Source organism: Mesorhizobium sp. B2-1-8 (assembly GCF_006442545.2).
GTDB lineage: Bacteria > Pseudomonadota > Alphaproteobacteria > Rhizobiales > Rhizobiaceae > Mesorhizobium.
This window is the reverse complement of the sequence record NZ_CP083952.1, coordinates 541,565-556,724: the sequence shown is the minus strand read 5'-3', so window position 1 is coordinate 556,724 and position 15,160 is coordinate 541,565. Positions and strand designations below refer to the sequence as shown.

Annotated in this window: 16 protein-coding genes; 8 read left to right on the top strand and 8 right to left on the bottom strand. The window is 63.6% G+C overall.

Going from position 1 to position 15,160, the window contains the following annotated elements:
• The first annotated feature begins 66 nt into the window (after window positions 1-66).
• Both yihA and FJ970_RS02635 read left to right on the top strand, forming a co-directional pair.
• On the top strand, window positions 67-648 hold the full coding sequence (gene yihA, locus FJ970_RS02640) for a ribosome biogenesis GTP-binding protein YihA/YsxC (protein ID WP_246682337.1): 582 nt from the start codon (window positions 67-69) through the stop codon (window positions 646-648).
• Between the two features lie 72 nt (window positions 649-720).
• Window positions 721-1,422, top strand: coding sequence for a hypothetical protein (locus FJ970_RS02635; protein WP_140757425.1), 702 nt, complete (start codon window positions 721-723; stop codon window positions 1,420-1,422).
• 124 nt (window positions 1,423-1,546) lie between these two features.
• Here the strand turns inward: FJ970_RS02635 and FJ970_RS02630 are convergent, their stop codons facing one another.
• Together FJ970_RS02630 and FJ970_RS02625 are read right to left on the bottom strand one after the other, a co-directional pair.
• Entirely contained in the window at window positions 1,547-2,332 is a 786-nt protein-coding gene (locus FJ970_RS02630) for a tetratricopeptide repeat protein (protein ID WP_140757408.1), read from the bottom strand.
• A gap of 170 nt (window positions 2,333-2,502) precedes the next feature.
• Window positions 2,503-3,228, bottom strand: a complete 726-nt coding sequence (locus tag FJ970_RS02625; protein WP_140757407.1) for a TetR/AcrR family transcriptional regulator — start codon at window positions 3,226-3,228, stop codon at window positions 2,503-2,505.
• A gap of 127 nt (window positions 3,229-3,355) precedes the next feature.
• Here FJ970_RS02625 and FJ970_RS02620 point away from each other — a divergent pair, with 127 nt between their 5' ends.
• Window positions 3,356-4,546: an HlyD family secretion protein gene (locus FJ970_RS02620; RefSeq protein WP_140757406.1), complete on the top strand. Its 1,191-nt coding sequence runs from the start codon at window positions 3,356-3,358 to the stop codon at window positions 4,544-4,546.
• Window positions 4,547-4,620: 74 nt separating this feature from the next.
• Window positions 4,621-6,216, top strand: coding sequence for a DHA2 family efflux MFS transporter permease subunit (locus tag FJ970_RS02615; protein ID WP_140757405.1), 1,596 nt, complete (start codon window positions 4,621-4,623; stop codon window positions 6,214-6,216).
• A gap of 142 nt (window positions 6,217-6,358) precedes the next feature.
• Here FJ970_RS02615 and msrB read toward each other — a convergent pair whose 3' ends face one another.
• Both msrB and FJ970_RS02605 read right to left on the bottom strand, forming a co-directional pair.
• Window positions 6,359-6,862 (bottom strand): peptide-methionine (R)-S-oxide reductase MsrB, encoded by a 504-nt coding sequence (gene msrB, locus FJ970_RS02610; RefSeq protein ID WP_140757404.1) that lies wholly within the window; start codon window positions 6,860-6,862, stop codon window positions 6,359-6,361.
• 224 nt (window positions 6,863-7,086) lie between these two features.
• Entirely contained in the window at window positions 7,087-7,254 is a 168-nt protein-coding gene (locus tag FJ970_RS02605; RefSeq protein ID WP_227792005.1) for a fasciclin domain-containing protein, read from the bottom strand.
• Here FJ970_RS02605 and FJ970_RS02600 point away from each other — a divergent pair.
• Both FJ970_RS02600 and argB read left to right on the top strand, forming a co-directional pair.
• Entirely contained in the window at window positions 7,218-8,717 is a 1,500-nt protein-coding gene (locus tag FJ970_RS02600) for an amidase (RefSeq protein WP_140757403.1), read from the top strand. The genes FJ970_RS02605 and FJ970_RS02600 overlap by 37 nt on opposite strands.
• A gap of 100 nt (window positions 8,718-8,817) precedes the next feature.
• Complete coding sequence (gene argB / locus FJ970_RS02595) at window positions 8,818-9,711, top strand: acetylglutamate kinase (RefSeq protein WP_140757402.1); 894 nt, start codon at window positions 8,818-8,820, stop codon at window positions 9,709-9,711.
• A gap of 27 nt (window positions 9,712-9,738) precedes the next feature.
• On the opposite strand, the gene FJ970_RS02590 is transcribed toward argB, so the two are convergent.
• From FJ970_RS02590 to FJ970_RS02580, 3 genes are all read right to left on the bottom strand, one after another.
• The gene (locus FJ970_RS02590; RefSeq protein WP_140757401.1) at window positions 9,739-10,197 is read right to left on the bottom strand and encodes a RidA family protein; all 459 of its coding nucleotides are present in this window, start codon (window positions 10,195-10,197) and stop codon (window positions 9,739-9,741) included.
• Between the two features lie 77 nt (window positions 10,198-10,274).
• Window positions 10,275-11,858 carry a magnesium-protoporphyrin IX monomethyl ester anaerobic oxidative cyclase gene (gene bchE / locus FJ970_RS02585; RefSeq protein ID WP_140757400.1) on the bottom strand — a complete coding sequence of 528 codons (1,584 nt, stop codon included), beginning with the start codon at window positions 11,856-11,858 and terminating at the stop codon, window positions 10,275-10,277.
• 115 nt (window positions 11,859-11,973) lie between these two features.
• Window positions 11,974-12,450: an Lrp/AsnC family transcriptional regulator gene (locus tag FJ970_RS02580; RefSeq protein ID WP_140757399.1), complete on the bottom strand. Its 477-nt coding sequence runs from the start codon at window positions 12,448-12,450 to the stop codon at window positions 11,974-11,976.
• A 139-nt stretch (window positions 12,451-12,589) separates the two neighbouring features.
• Between FJ970_RS02580 and phhA the strand changes: the two genes are divergently transcribed.
• A complete protein-coding gene (gene phhA / locus FJ970_RS02575) occupies window positions 12,590-13,426 on the top strand; it encodes a phenylalanine 4-monooxygenase (protein WP_140757398.1) in 837 nt (278 codons plus the stop codon).
• 62 nt (window positions 13,427-13,488) lie between these two features.
• Here phhA and FJ970_RS02570 read toward each other — a convergent pair whose 3' ends face one another.
• Entirely contained in the window at window positions 13,489-13,935 is a 447-nt protein-coding gene (locus FJ970_RS02570) for an Lrp/AsnC family transcriptional regulator (protein ID WP_227792004.1), read from the bottom strand.
• Window positions 13,936-14,368: 433 nt separating this feature from the next.
• Between FJ970_RS02570 and FJ970_RS02565 the strand changes: the two genes are divergently transcribed.
• Window positions 14,369-15,133 (top strand): transporter substrate-binding domain-containing protein, encoded by a 765-nt coding sequence (locus FJ970_RS02565; protein ID WP_227792146.1) that lies wholly within the window; start codon window positions 14,369-14,371, stop codon window positions 15,131-15,133.
• The last annotated feature ends 27 nt before the right edge of the window (window positions 15,134-15,160 follow it).

Here is a 15,160-nt window from a genome sequence, read left to right as displayed (position 1 = left end):
AACAGCACCGCGATCGGCACCGACCTTTTCACGCGCGGGTGGATCTTCATCCGCGGCGTGCCGGCCATGAAGTTCCTGCCGCCGGAAGGGCCGCCGGAGATCGCCTTTGCCGGACGCTCCAATGTCGGCAAGTCGTCGCTGATCAATGCCCTGGTCAACCAGAAGGGACTGGCGCGCACCTCCAACACGCCGGGGCGCACGCAGGAGCTCAATTATTTCGTGCCGGACGGGTTTTCGGGCGAAGGCGCCGACCTGCCGCCGATGGCGCTGGTCGACATGCCGGGCTACGGCTACGCCACCGCCCCAAAGGAGAAGGTCGACGAGTGGACCAAGCTGGTCTTCGATTATCTCAAGGGCCGGGTCACGCTGAAGCGGGTCTATGTGCTGATCGATGCCCGCCACGGCATCAAGGCCAAGGACGACGAGGTGCTGTCGCTGCTCGACAAAGCGGCGGTGTCCTACCAGATCGTGCTGACCAAGACAGACAAGATCAAGGCCGCCGGCGTGCCGCGGCTGATCGAGGAGACGCTGGCCAAGATCAAGAAGCGGCCGGCGGCGTTTCCGTTCGTGCTGGCGACGTCATCGGAGAAGGGCCAAGGCCTCGAGGAATTGCAGGCCGCGATCGTGCTCGCGGCCAATGGAGGCTAGTCGTCGTACGAGTATCCGTTGACCGCACCCTGGCAATCCGTCAACATCGCAGTGCCGTTCGAGGGCAACCGGATGCGTATCGTTTTTCGTTGTGATCCCGCGCTTGCCGAAACGCTGCCCCGGCCGGTTCCGGCGCGCGGCGTCCTGCCCGACTGGCTCCGCAAGATGCCTCCGAAAGCCTATTCGGAAATCCATGGGCGAGAGATCAGGACGGTAAAACAGTGTCCGCCCTTCGTCGACGCCATGACACATGGCTTCATGATCCTGCTGCCATGCGATGTGACCGTCGAGAACGGCGCCTTTGAATGGCGGTGGGATATCGCCGAGCCGTCAACGAAGGGGCACCCGCGTTCGCCGCTCAGCTTCCATGTCGCCGAACAGCTCGCCGGCGCGCCGTTCTCCAACGGGCTGGCAGCCATAAAATTCAACAGTTTCTGGACGATCGAGCTGGAGGAAGGCTGGTCCCTCTTCGCCACCCATCCGGTCAACCGCGATGATCTTCCTTTCCGCCTGGTGACCGGTGTCGTCGATTCGGATCACTTCCAGGACGCCGGCATCAATTTCCCGGCGATTTGGACCGACCAGGGTTTCTCCGGCGTGCTGGCGAAGGGCACACCGGTTGCGCAATGCTTTCCCGTTCCGCGCGCCGCGCCCGAACTCGTCTTCGAAAGCTTCGATGCCGTGCGCAAAGCCTCCTATGAAGAAACCGTCGCCGATGTTCTTGCCGAACCCGGCGTCTACCGGAAGCGGTTTCGCGTAAAGCGCGCCCGCTAGAACTTTTCCTGGAATTGCTCTTACAGCATGTCGCGGCGAATAGTATTGGCCGCGACATGCTGTAAGCTTCTGATTTTATGCATGTCGTAGTCCCGGAACCGAGGACACTTCCGGGCGACATGCATTAGCCTCCAAGCAAGCCCTTCAACGCGTCGCGATCGATCCAAAGCTTGCCGTGCGGCGCTGACGTCAGGGCCATCGCGATGATGCCGAAGGTTGTGGCGCGCTGCTCGTAGGCCGTCCGATAGGCCTCGATCGCGGCGTCCATATCGCCCGTTTCCTGAAGCGCAATCCCCAGATTGACCGCCGCTTCGGCATCGTCGGGGTGTATCTCCAGCGCTTTGCGATAGGCGACCGCTGCCCCCACATGATCATGCAGATCCTGCCTGACAAGGGCGAGGTCGAACCATGCCGATGCAGGCGCGTTTCCCTTTACGGCCCGTTCCAGCAAAGGTGCCGCATCGGCAGGCATTGCGTCCTCGAACAGCATGCGGCCCAGACGCGCCGCCGCTTCCGCCGACAGGGGATCGGCAAGTGTCACCTGCCGCCATACTTCGAGTGCCTGGGTTCGGTCGCCTGCCTCGTCGAGCGTTCGCGCCTGCTCGATAAGCACAGCAGCATCAGGCGCCAATTCGGCCGCGCGTGAGAGATGGAACAGCGCTTGGTCAAAATCCCGTGCCGCCCGCGCCAGGCGGCCGGCGAGCAATTGAGCGGATGCGTTGTCAGCCCGGATCGCCAGACTTGCCCGAATATGGGTGCGGGCTCCCAATATTTCTCCCTTGGCGAAAAGAACGGCAGCCATGAGGTGGTTGAGGGCAGGGTCGTCCGCCGCCTGGCGAAGAGCCTTCTCGCAAAGCAGCCGCGCCTGCTCGTGGCGACCGGCGTTGAAGTCCGCCACGATGCGTCGCATCTGACTCTGGAGCTTCGGATCGCCCATCCCGATCTGCCTTCACGCTGGCGAACGAGAATCATTTCCCGCGGAATGCTTCGTTCGGCCCGGTTATCCAGACCTTGACGCTCAGCGCCTGGAGGTCAAGCCGGTCCCCGCAAAAATCGGCCACTGGAGGCCGTTTAGGAGCGTCATGTCAGGGTGAGTTTTGAGGCCCTTTCTTCCTCGGCCATCCTTTCGGTGCCATAGGCTTTCAGGAACATGTCGACGCCCGACCTGACGATGTGGTCGATCTCGTCCTGGGTCGGGGCCTTGGTGCGGTAGGCGAAGATGCACTGCCGGAAAAGGCCGGCCAGGCATAGTTCGGTGAACTGATAGGCGGCGAGGTCGACGTCGTCGATCTCGAGCAGGCCGCGCTCGATGGCGGCATTGAGGAACGTCGCGACCTTGTCATGGCCACGCTTGGGGCCGCGTTCGTAAAAACGCGCGCCCATGTCCGGTATCCTGTCGGAGGCGCCGATGACCGTGCGCTGCGCCTGGATGACCTTGGCCGAGGTGATCTTCATCGACAGCACCTTGCCGAACTTGACCAGCGTCTGGCGCAGGTCGTCGGCGCGGTCGAGCATGTCGTACATGTTCTTGAAGATGGTGCCGCGCTCTTCCTCGATCAGCGCTTCGAACAACTCTTCCTTATTGGCGAAGTAGACATAGATGGTGCCCTTGGAGACGCCGGCCTCGCGCGTGATGTCGTTCATCGAAGCAGCCTCGAAGCCTTTTTCGATGAAGACACGGCGGGCGCCGTCGATGATCTGGCTGCGCTTGACCGGGTCCTGTCCAGCAGCCGGCCGGCCGCGGCGCAGACCTTCCAGCAGGTCTTCGCACGAGTCGGTTTCGGCGTTGCCCACAATCTCGCCCATATAAGTCGCACCTCGAAATAATTCGAACCAACCGGTTCGATTTCCCCTTGATATGGTCCTCTTTACGCGCTATGTCAACGGCCGGATCGAACCGAACGGTTCAGTATTATAACTTTAGAGAGATGTCATGTCCTCGAACACGCCCGCCACCGCCGAAGTCCGTCCTTTCCCCAACGCCAAGGTTGCCCCGGCGACGGAAGCGCCCGATGTGCATGTCCAGCCGGCCGTCGCGCCGCCACCTGAGGCCGAAGCTCCGGCCAAGAAGAAGCGCTCGGCGCGCTCCTTCCTGCTGCCGATCATCGGCCTTGCCCTTTTGAGCGGCGGCGCCTGGTACGGCTATGACTACTGGACCACGGGCCGCTTCATGATCTCGACTGATGACGCCTATGTCCAGGCCGACATGGCGTTCGTCTCGCCAAAAATTTCAGGCTATGTCGATCAGGTCCTGGTCGGCGAGAACCAGCAGGTCAAGGCCGGCGATCCCCTGCTGACGATCGATGCCGGCGACTACAAGATCGCCGTTGCCCAGGCCGAGGCGCAGATCGCCACGCTGGCCAAGACACTCGACCGCATCGACGCGCAGACCAAGGCCGCGCAGGCTTCGCTGCAGCAGGCACAGGCGCAGAAGATTGCCGACCAGGCCGCCGCCGCCAATGCCGGCCGTGCCCAGCAGCGCGCCGCGCAACTGGTCAAGACTCATGTCGGCACGCAGGCACAGCTGGACGACGCCCAGACCGCGCTCGACCAGGCCAATGCCGCGCTCGTCGGCGCCGACGCGCAGATTGCCGCCGCGCAGGCCAATATCGGCGTGCTCGAGGCGCAGCGCGCAGAATCCGCCAGCACGCTGGCATCGCTGCAGCTCGGCCGCGACAAGGCCGCGCGCGACCTCTCCTTCACCGTGCTCAAGGCGCCGTATGACGGCGTCGTCGGCAACCGTTCCGTCGAACAGGGCGATCTGGTCAGCCCCGGCCAGAAGCTCGCCGTGGTCGTGCCGATGGACAAGCTCTACATCGTCGCCAATTTCAAGGAGACGCAGCTTGCCCGGCTCGTGCCTGGCGAAAAGGTCAACATCTCGGTCGACGCCATCGACGGCCACCCCATCCAGGGGACGGTCTCCTCGCTGGCGCCGGCGTCGGGCGCGGTGTTCTCGCTGCTGCCGCCGGAAAACGCCACCGGCAACTTCACCAAGGTGGTGCAGCGCGTGCCGGTCCGCATCGACGTGCCGGCCGATGCGTTGAAGACCGGCAAGCTGCGCGCCGGCTTGAGCGTCGTAGTCGCCGTCGACAGCCGCACCGCGCCTGCCGCGACCAGTAACTAAGCGCTTTTCGGAGGGCGGCTTGGTGGCTGATTGAAGCGCCAAGCCGCCCGGCCTGCCTCAAGGAGGCTCAGGACATGGCAACCGCAACCATCACCGCAGGAGCGCCGCCGGCGATGCCGGCCGCGCCCGACACCATTTCGACCCGGCGCATCATCGCTTTCCTGGCGATGGTGTTCGGCATGTTCATGGCGATCCTGGACATCCAGATCGTCTCGGCCTCGCTGTCCGAGATCCAGGCCGGCCTCAGCGCCAGCTCCGACGAGATTCCGTGGGTGCAGACGGCCTATCTGATCGCCGAGGTGGTCATGATCCCGCTGTCGGGCTTCCTCAGCCGGATGCTGTCGACGCGCGTGCTGTTCACCGTCGCGGCCGCTGGCTTCACCGCGGCCAGTGCCCTTGCCGCGACCGCCACCAACATCGACCAGATGATCGTCTACCGCGCCGTGCAGGGTTTCATCGGCGGCGGCATGATCCCGAGTGTCTTCGCGGCGGCCTTCACCATCTTCCCGCCGTCGCGCCGCGCCATCGTCTCGCCGATGATCGGCCTGGTGGCGACGCTGGCGCCGACGATCGGCCCGACCGTCGGCGGCTATATCAGCCACGCCTTTTCATGGCACTGGCTGTTCCTGGTCAATGTCGTGCCCGGCATCCTGGTGGCGACCGCGGCCTGGTCGCTGATCGATTTCGACAAGCCCAATCTCAAGCTGTTCTCGAAGTTCGACTGGTGGGGCCTCGCCGGCATGGCCGCCTTCCTCGGCTGCATGGAATATGTGCTCGAGGAAGGTCCGAACAATGACTGGCTGCAGGACCAGGCCGTGTTCATCTGCGCCATCATCATGACCATCGGCGCGGTGATCTTCTTCTGGCGTGTCTTCACAGCCGAGGAACCGATCGTCGACCTCAAGGCGTTCAGCAACATCAATTTCGCCTTCGGCTCGCTGTTTTCCTTCGTCATCGGCATCGGCCTCTATGGCCTGACCTATCTCTATCCGGTCTTCCTCGGACGCATCCGTGGCTACGATTCGATGATGATCGGCGAAGCGCTGTTCGTCAGCGGCCTGGCCATGTTCTTCACCGCGCCCATCTCCGGCTTCCTGTCGAGCAAGATGGATTTGCGGCTGATGATGATGATCGGCCTGTTCGGCTTCGCCACCGGCACCTGGTGGATGACGCATCTGACCGCCGACTGGGACTTTTACGAGCTGCTCATCCCGCAGATCCTGCGCGGCTGTTCGATGATGCTGTGCATGGTGCCGATCAACAACATCGCGCTCGGCACCTTGCCGCCGGACCGGTTGAAGAATGCGTCCGGACTGTTCAACCTCACCCGCAACCTTGGCGGCGCCGTCGGCCTTGCCCTCATCAACACCGTGCTGATCGACCGCAATGCCTTCCACTATGCCCGGCTCTCCGAGCATGTGCAGTGGGGCAGTGCCGCCGCGCAGACCAAGCTGCAGAACATGACGCTCAATTTCGAGCAAACCACCGGCCTGGACGCCACAAGTGCGGCGATCTCCAAGCTGTCGGGCATGGTCCACCAGCAGGCGGCGCTGCTGTCGTTCATGGATGTGTTCTACCTGCTGACCGTCCTGTTCGGGACGCTGGGGTTCTTCACCATGCTGATCAAGAAGCCGGCCGCGCCCGGTGGTGGCGGAGGCGGCGGGCACTGAAGCAATTCCAGGAAAGTGTGAAGGCGAAAAATGAGAACCGTGGCAGCGGTTTCGGGAAGCTCCTCCAGTCCACGCCCGAAAGCTCCGACCACGCAAAAACTCCGGGCCGCAAAGCCCGGAGTTTTTGTTGCTCTTTGTATCCTCAGGCGGTCGTGGGCTTGAAGGTCAGCGCCACGCCGTTGATGCAGTGGCGCAGGCCGGTCGGCGCCGGACCGTCGTCGAAGACGTGGCCGAGATGGCCGCCGCAGCGGCGGCAATGCACCTCGGTGCGGGTCATGCCCAGCGAGCGGTCCTCGGTCTTGCCGATGCCATTGGCGATCTCCTGCCAGAAGCTCGGCCAGCCGGTGCCGGAATCGAATTTCGTCTCAGAGGGATAGACTGGCAGGTCGCAGCCGGCGCAGGCGAAAATGCCCTTGCGGTGTTCGTTGAGCAGCGGGCTGGTGCCGGGATACTCGGTGCCCTCCTTGCGCAGCACGTCGAAGGCGGCCGGCGATAGGATGGCTTTCCACTCGTCGTCTGTCTTGGTGACCTCGAATTTCTCGGCGGCTTGCGCGGCCTGCGGGCTGCCCATGCGCAGCATCGCTGCCGCGGCCCCGACGACGCCGATAGCGGCGGCACCACTCAAAAGAAAGTCGCGACGGTTCATGACCAGTTCCTCCTGTCGTCTGTTTTGCCAAACTATGCCGCCGCCCGAAAGTCAAAAGCCGGTGACGGTTGCCCAAACGACACTCCGCGCCGTTCCACGGTTGATCGTGGACGGCGCGGAGCACGCATGTCGATTGCGGGTCACGGGAGCGAGACGACGCAATGACGGAGGGCTCTTGCAACGGGTTCGTCCGCGGCAAGCGCCTCGTTACATCGTTCACCCGATCACATCTTCGGGAGCAGAACCTTGTCGATGACGTGGATGACGCCGTTGGACTGTTCGACATCGGGCGCAGGCTTCGATTGCCAAGGGAATTGCCGCTGGCTAGCTTGGCGGCGGCAACGGGGGAGTGCGCATGTCGGTCGAACGAATCCTGTGGGAAGAAGACGCAACCGGTCTAGCCGGTCTGATGCGCAGGGGTGAACTGTCGGCGATCGAACTGACCGAGGCAGCGATCGCTCGGGCCGAGGCCACCCGCCCCGAAATCAACGCCACGGCAGAGCCGCTCTATGAGGCCGCACGGACCCGGGCAAAGAGCATCGACCGTTCGTTGCCGCTGGCCGGAGTGCCCTTTGCCATCAAGGATCTCGGCATCGCCGTCAAGGGCGTGCCCTCGCATGGCGGCAGCCGCATTCCGGCCTGGGTGCCCGATTTCAATTCGGTGATGACCGAGCGCTATCTCGCCGCCGGGCTGATCCCGATCGTCACCTCGACCTCGCCCGAGCATGGGTTGCGGCTGATGACCGAATCCAAGGCCTTCGGCATCACCCGCAATCCCTGGAACACCGGCCACACCACCGGTGGCTCGTCGGGCGGTTCGGCAGCGCTGGTCGCCGCCGGCGTCGTGCCGGTGGCGCATGCCTCGGATGGCGGCGGTTCGATCCGCGTGCCGTCGGCCTGCAGCGGACTTGTCGGCCTCAAGACCTCGCGCGGCCGCGTCCCGCTGTCGCCGCTGGTGAGCGAAAGCTGGTACGGCATGGTCGTCGATCATGCCGTCACCCGCTCGGTGCGCGACTGCGCGCTGCTGCTCGACCTCACCCATGGTCCCGATACGCTGGCGCCTTATGCCGCGCTGCCGCCGAAGGGCACGTTCGCCGCCGCTGCGGCGCGCGATCCCGGCAAGCTCAGGCTGGCGGTGTACCGCAAGTCGCCGCTTGGCCTGCCGATTTCGACCGAGACGCTGAAGGCGCTCGACATTGCCGTGGCGCTCGCCCGTGAAGGCGGCCATTCGGTCGAGGACATCGAGCTGCCCTTCATCGGCCGGGATTTCTTCGCCGATTTCTGCACGACGGTCGCGTCCGCCGTCGCCGGCTCGCTGCGGGCCGAAGCGCTGCGCGTCGGCCGTTCCGTGACGGGCGACGTCGAGCGAGCCACGCGGGTGCTCGGCCGGTTGGGCGAAATGGTCTCGGCCGGCGAGACCTATGCCGGCCTGCAGCGGCTGCACGCCGCCTCGCGGCAACTGATCACGGAGACCGCGCGCTATGATGCGGTGCTGATGCCGATCATCGCGCACCCGCCGCTTGCCTGCGGCGCCATGGATCCCAAAGGCGCCGATGAACTCGTCGAGAACCTGCTCGACAAGCTACACCTCACCTCCTTGCTCAAGATCAAACCACTGTTCGGCCAGTTGATGGACAAGAGCCTTTGGTTCACGCATTGGCCCGCGATGCACAATGTCAGCGGCCAGCCGTCGATCGCGCTCCCCGTCCATGTCACGGACGCAGGCCTGCCGCTCGGCATCCAGGCCGCCGGCCGCCCGGGCGACGAGGAAACGCTTCTGTCGCTCGCCGCGCAGATGGAGAAAATCTCGGGCTGGCTGACGCGGCGGGCGCCGCTGATGGTGCCGTCACAATGACGACACCGTGAACCGCTCGAATATGACAGCAATGCCATTTGCGGCTCGCGTCAATTCCCGCTAAGACGCCGCCGTCCCTATAGATATCCAGGAACGCCCGATGACGGACATCACCGCCACCGCCGAAATGCAGGCTGCCCTCTTGTCGCGTGCGCTGCCCTACATGCAGCGCTACGAGAATAGAACCGTCGTGGTGAAATATGGCGGCCACGCCATGGGCGATATCGAGCTCGGCAAGGCCTTCGCACGCGACATCGCACTGTTGAAGCAATCCGGCGTCAACCCGATCGTCGTCCATGGCGGCGGCCCGCAGATCGGCGCCATGCTGAACAAGATGGGGATCGAATCCAAGTTCGAGGGCGGCTTGCGCGTCACCGACCAGAAGACCGTCGAGATCGTCGAGATGGTGCTGGCCGGGTCGATCAACAAGGAGATCGTTGCGCTGATCAATGCCGAGGGCGAATGGGCGATCGGCCTCTGCGGCAAAGACGGCAACATGGTGTTCGCCGAAAAGGCGCGCAAGACCATGATCGACCCCGACTCCAACATCGAGCGGGTGCTCGATCTCGGTTTCGTCGGCGAACCGGTCGAGGTCGACCGCACGTTGCTCGATCTTCTGGCGCGCTCCGAAATGATCCCGGTGCTGGCGCCGGTGGCGCCCGGCCGCGACGGTCACACTTACAACATCAACGCCGACACTTTCGCCGGCGCCATCGCCGGCGCCTGCAAGGCCTCGCGCCTTCTGTTCCTCACCGACGTGCCGGGCGTGCTCGACAAGGACAAGAAGCTGATCGACGAACTGACGGTCGCCGAGGCCAGGGCGCTGATCAAGGACGGCACGGTCTCGGGCGGCATGATCCCCAAGGTCGAGACCTGCATCGAGGCGATCGAGCGCGGCGTCGAAGGCGTCGTCATCCTCAACGGCAAGACGCCGCATTCAGTGCTGCTCGAACTTTTCACCGAACACGGCGCCGGCACACTGATCGTGCCCTGATATCTTGCGCTTCGGCGCCTGGCATCCTCAGTCCGGCAGAGCGGCGACGGCCCCGATCTCGACGACGAGATCGGGATGCGCAAGCGCGGCAACCCCGATCACTTCCGATGGCGGCGGATTGTTGTAGCTGCAGTGCTTCGGGCAGTGCTCGGCGAAGAACTCGTCCATGACGTCCAGCCGGAAGTTGGGCGAGCTCAGCACGCCGCCGTCTGGAAACGGCCCTTTGACATACTGGGTTATCTTGACGAGATATTCGAGCGAACTGCCGAGTTCTTCCAGATCCGATTTGATGTTCGCCAATATGGAGCGCCATTGCGTCGCCGCGTCGCCGACGGCGCCACCCTTGCTGCTCGACGGGTCATAATTCTCGGTTGTGCCTGTATTGCCGGCAAGAAAGACATATCCCTTGGCGCCGGTCACGACAGTGCCTTTCCCCCAAGGCATGAGTCGGCCGCCCTTCATCTTCCTATGCGTGACAAGGTTCATCGCTTCCTCCTGCCAATCACCATCGTCCGATCGCTGGAAATTAGCGCGTTGACCGCTGGCGGCGAGGGCGAGACGGGTCAGTGCGGTGGCGAGACGCGAAAGGCGTGCGGCTCGAGCGCGGCAGGTTGCACGGCGGCAGGCACCGTTACAGGTCTCTTCGCCGGACGCTGAAAGACCATCGATTCCTCCTCGGCGTCCTGCGGTGCGCCCCAGAATTCGGCGAGCGTCGGGCCGCCTGTCATCCGGCGGTCGGTCACCAGGAATCCCCAGACCTCGCGGAACCAGACGCGGCGGCCCATTTTGGTGTACCAGCGCATCGAATGCCGCTGCTCGGGGTCGGGGTGGAACAGGATGCGCGCCAGCGCCTTCGGCCGCGACTGCACCGCCAGTTCGATTAGCTTGACCGAGAAGAACAGCATCCACGGCTTCAGCCGGGTCATGTGCAGCACCTGGTGCTTGTAGTCCCACAGGCGGGCGTCCGTTTGGATAACCTTGCGGTCGCGCGCGATGCGGAAAAACGGCGTCCAGCGATGCGGCGTCACATAGAGCGCCCGGATCTGGTCGGGATCATAGGCGAGGAGCTGGCGGAAACCGCGCCAGAGATCGCGAAACCCTTCGTCCTCGAAGCCGGCCACCCAGGTCGCCATCGACAGGATGCCGTGCTTTCGCAGCAGCCGTATCGCCTCGCGGTCGGACGAGGTGCTGCCGCCCTTGCGGATCAATGCGAGCGTCTGCTCGTCGGTATTTTCCATGCCGAGCAGCCAGCGGATGACGCCGGCCTTGCGGTAGAGGTGCAGCATATCGGCGTCGCGCACGATGTCGTCGGCGCGTGTCGAGCCGACGATCAGCACCGGCACATTCTCGGCGATCATCGCATCCAGGAAAGCGCGCCAGGCCTTCTTCGAGACGGTCGGGTTCTCGTCGGCGAGGTTGATCAGCTCGACGCCGTGCTCGCGGTGCAGCCAGGCGATCTCCTGCGCGAATTTCTTGGGATCGCGATGCCGCCAGCGGGTCCAGAAGCCGCGCTGACCGCAATAATTGCACAAATGCGGGCAGCCGCGCGAAAACTGCATGACCACGGCGCGCTTGCCGCCCCAGTAACTGTATCCGCGGTGATCGATCAACTCCCAGCCGACGCGGTAGGCGTCGAGGTCGGCGATGGTCATCGCCGCTTGCGTGGCGAAGGGACGATCGAGGTCATCGCGATAGGCGATGCCGGCAACGCTTGCCGGCGGCTGGCGCATTTCCACCGCCTCGACCAGCGCCACCACGGTCGCTTCGCCCTCGCCGCGCACGATGAAGTCGAAAACGTCGGTTTCGGCGAGGATGTCGCGCCAGTGATAGGTCGGGAACACGCCGCCGTAGAGGATGATCGTCGCCGGCTCGCGCGCCTTGATCATCGCGGCGATCAACAGGGCGGTCGGATGCGCCGAGGTCGATCCGGAATGGCCGATCAGGACGAAGTCGGGGCAGTCCTTCAGGGCTTCCGCGACGACCGAGGCAAGCGGCATCGGCCCGAATTCGGCATCGACGAGCCGCACCTCATGGCCGGCGTCGAGCAGCGGGCCGCCGATCGCCAGAAGACCGAGCGGCGGCAAATGATCGTCGGGCACGCGGCTGCCGATGGCGGTGTGCGGCGGATTGATCAGGACGATGTTCATGGCGGACCTCCTGGGAGTTGGTCCGCGCATGCTGGCCGGCGATAGTGCCGCCCGATTGGCCCGTTTCAGCAGTTTGCGTGCAGCTTTTCCGCAAAAACGGGAAGGCCGGCCACCATCATCGCCTGAGATGCGCGAGCGGCACGTGGCCCGGGCCCTTGATGTTCTGCAACACCAGTTGCGTGTGGACGTCGCGCACGCCGTCGAGCCGCATCAGCCGATGCATGACGAAGGCGTTGAGCTCGTCGACAGATGGCACCATGACATGCAGCAGGAAATCGTGGTCGCCGGTCATCGTCCAGCACGACGACACCTCGTCCATGCGCTGGACGGCGGCGATGAAGCTTTCGGGCGAGCCGTCGCTGTGGCTGACGAGGCGCACCTGGATGAACACCTCGACCATCAGGCCGATGGCGCGGCGGCTGATCATGGCGGCAAAGCCCTTGATGATGCCGGCTTCCTGCAGTGCATCGAAGCGCCGCGCGCAGGGCGTGGTCGAGAGGCCGATCTCCTGCGCCAGTTCGGAGACAGGCTTGCGTCCGTCGCGTTGCAGGACATCGAGCATCCTGATCTCGAAATCGTCGAATTGAGGCATTTTAACTCGTCCTTTGCGGATTGTGAGTGAATGTTATCCCGAATATGGCGAGCGGGCCATCATCAAAACCGAATTGCCTCTGCGGGTCGGGTTAGCATTGCGGTGCGTCAACCATCGATGATCTGCGAGGAGAAAGACCATGACGACGATGAGCGTTGCCGAATATGCCCGCGACTGCGCGGCGCAAGGGTTGCGCGGCGACTATTCGGTGTGTCGCGCCGATTTCACTGTGGCACAGGGCTATGATTACAGCGCCGAGGAGCAGGCGGTGTGGCGCACGCTGTGCGACCGCCAGACGGAGCTGACGCGCAAGCTCGCCCACCACTCCTATCTCGACGGCGTCGAGAAGCTCGGCCTTCTCGATCGCATCCCCGATTTCGCTGACGTCAGCGCCAAGCTGCGCAAGCTCACCGGCTGGGAAATCGTCGCCGTGCCCGGCCTCATTCCGGCCGCCCCCTTCTTCGATCACCTCGCCAACCGCCGCTTCCCGGTCACCAACTGGCTGCGGACAAGGCAGGAACTCGACTACATCGTCGAGCCGGACATGTTCCACGATTTCTTCGGCCATGTGCCGGTGCTGTCGCAGCCGGTGTTCGCCGACTTCATGCAGATGTATGGCAAGAAGGCCGGCGACATCATCGCACTCGGCGGCGACGAGATGATCACGCGGCTCTATTGGTACACGGCCGAATACGGCCTGATGCAGGAGCCCGGCCAGCCGCTGAAGGCGTTTGGCGCCGGACTGATGTCGTCCTTTACCGAATTGCAGTTCGCGGTCGAGAGCAAGGACGCCCACCATGTGCCTTTCGACCTCGAGACGGTGATGCGTACCGGTTACGAGATCGACAAATTCCAGCGCGCCTATTTCGTGCTGCCGTCTTTCGACGCCTTGCGCGATGCCTTCCAGACCGCGGATTTCGAGGCGATTGTCGCGCGCCGCAAGGGCGAGCCAGCGCTCGATCCGGCGACGGTCTAATTCGCCTACATGGCGGCCCCGGCGGCGGGGCGTTCTCCGCCGCCTGGACATCCCGCCACCTCCTACAATGCGTAGATGGTCCGGTTGAACTTCGTCTCCATCACCACATGGGAAGCGGTTTTGACGACACCGTTGATTTCATTCACCGCATTCACCTCCCGGTTCAGCTTCTCGAGCGTCTCGGCGGCAAGGTGGATGATCAGGTCCCACTCGCCGGTAATGGCGTAGACCGCCTGGATCGAGGGCATCGCCTTGATCTTTCTGGAGACGTCCGGATAGCTCTTGTTGTTGAGGGCGGCGAGCGTGAAACAGTGGACGGCATTCTGGGCGACCTCCTTGGTCAGCCGCACGGTATAGCCTTCGATAATACCGCCGGCCTCCAGCTTCTGGATCCGCTCCTGCAGCGCTGTCCGCGATACGCCGAGCTGACGTGCCAGTGACGCGACCGGCTCACGCGCATTCTTCTGCATCAGCGCGAGCAGCTGACGATCCTTGTCGGTCAATTCCACAAAAAAATCCTCTCGCTCGATCCGCGCTGTAACCGCCGCGCGATCCTATCGGCTGAACCGCCCCGGCGACAATCCGGAAGACTGGCCAGAAGACTGGCCTGCGCGAACGGAACAAGGCGACCATATCCGGCATTTTGCCGTCTCAAGGCACGCAATGACTGTGCGATCGCCATTATCCCGCATTTCGCCGGGTAGAACCCTTCTTTTTGCTACCTGACTGTCTGGGGCCACAAACGCCGGTCCATCAGGGGGAACGAGCTTCGGCTGTGGTCGGCACAAACCGAAACCGATCCGCGTTGAAGCTGTGGCTGAAGCGCTGAGGTCCGACGTTACGCATCCTATCAGTTTCAACCACAAGGGAGGGATAACTTTGAAAAAGCTGCTCGATTTAGCCGTTCTTGCCGCCGCGACATTCGCGATCACGACGGCGGCCATGGCCGGGGAAACCCTGGACCGCGTCACGTCGAAAAAGGCGATGGTCATCGCCACCAACGCGGCCTGGCCGCCACAGAGCTTTCTCGACGACAGCAACGAACTCGCCGGTTTCGACATCGATGTCTCGCGCGAAATCGGCAAGCGCCTTGGTGTCGATGTCTCGTTCGAAACGCCCGACTGGGCGACGCTGACCGGCGGACGCTGGCAGGGACGTTACGATCTGGGCGTCGGATCGGTGACGCCGACCAAGGCCCGTTCCAAGGTGATCGACTTTGTCGGCATCTATTATTACAGCCCCTATGTCTACGTCCTGCACAAGGACAGCGGCGCGAAGTCGGTCGCCGATCTCAACGGCAAGATCATCGGCGTCGAGACGGCCACCACCTCGGAGGATTTCATCCGCCGCAAGCTCGAAATCGACGCGCCCGGCCTGCCTCCCATCGAATACAAGCTGGAGCCGGGCGAGATCCGCACCTACGCGGATTCCATGCTTCCCTTCGATGACCTGCGGCTTGGCGACGGCGTGCGCCTGAATGCCGTGATCGCGCCGGAGCAGACGGCGCAGAACGCCATCAAGAACGGCTATCCCGTGAAGATCCTGGAAGGCGAGTACGCCTTCCGCGAGCCGCTCGTCGTCATCGCCGAAAAGAAGGATCCCGAGTGGACCGCAAAGGTCGCCGGCATCATCATCGGGATGAAGACGGACGGCACGCTCGCCGCGCTGACCACGAAGTGGTACGGCAAGGACTACAGCGCCAAGTAAAGTCATTCCGCCGGCTGCCCCTCGGCA

What these genes read in the sequence shown, in the direction of transcription:
- yihA (WP_246682337.1), top strand. Translation starts at nt 67, where the DNA reads ATGAAGTTCCTGCCGCCGGAAGGGCCGCCGGAGATCGCCTTTGCCGGA.
- FJ970_RS02635 (WP_140757425.1), top strand. Translation starts at nt 721, where the DNA reads ATGCGTATCGTTTTTCGTTGTGATCCCGCGCTTGCCGAAACGCTGCCC.
- FJ970_RS02630 (WP_140757408.1), bottom strand. Translation starts at nt 2,332, where the DNA reads ATGCGACGCATCGTGGCGGACTTCAACGCCGGTCGCCACGAGCAGGCG.
- FJ970_RS02625 (WP_140757407.1), bottom strand. Translation starts at nt 3,228, where the DNA reads ATGGGCGAGATTGTGGGCAACGCCGAAACCGACTCGTGCGAAGACCTG.
- FJ970_RS02620 (WP_140757406.1), top strand. Translation starts at nt 3,356, where the DNA reads ATGTCCTCGAACACGCCCGCCACCGCCGAAGTCCGTCCTTTCCCCAAC.
- FJ970_RS02615 (WP_140757405.1), top strand. Translation starts at nt 4,621, where the DNA reads ATGGCAACCGCAACCATCACCGCAGGAGCGCCGCCGGCGATGCCGGCC.
- msrB (WP_140757404.1), bottom strand. Translation starts at nt 6,862, where the DNA reads ATGAACCGTCGCGACTTTCTTTTGAGTGGTGCCGCCGCTATCGGCGTC.
- FJ970_RS02600 (WP_140757403.1), top strand. Translation starts at nt 7,218, where the DNA reads ATGTCGGTCGAACGAATCCTGTGGGAAGAAGACGCAACCGGTCTAGCC.
- argB (WP_140757402.1), top strand. Translation starts at nt 8,818, where the DNA reads ATGACGGACATCACCGCCACCGCCGAAATGCAGGCTGCCCTCTTGTCG.
- FJ970_RS02590 (WP_140757401.1), bottom strand. Translation starts at nt 10,197, where the DNA reads ATGAACCTTGTCACGCATAGGAAGATGAAGGGCGGCCGACTCATGCCT.
- bchE (WP_140757400.1), bottom strand. Translation starts at nt 11,858, where the DNA reads ATGAACATCGTCCTGATCAATCCGCCGCACACCGCCATCGGCAGCCGC.
- FJ970_RS02580 (WP_140757399.1), bottom strand. Translation starts at nt 12,450, where the DNA reads ATGCCTCAATTCGACGATTTCGAGATCAGGATGCTCGATGTCCTGCAA.
- phhA (WP_140757398.1), top strand. Translation starts at nt 12,590, where the DNA reads ATGACGACGATGAGCGTTGCCGAATATGCCCGCGACTGCGCGGCGCAA.
- FJ970_RS02565 (WP_227792146.1), top strand. Translation starts at nt 14,369, where the DNA reads ATGGCCGGGGAAACCCTGGACCGCGTCACGTCGAAAAAGGCGATGGTC.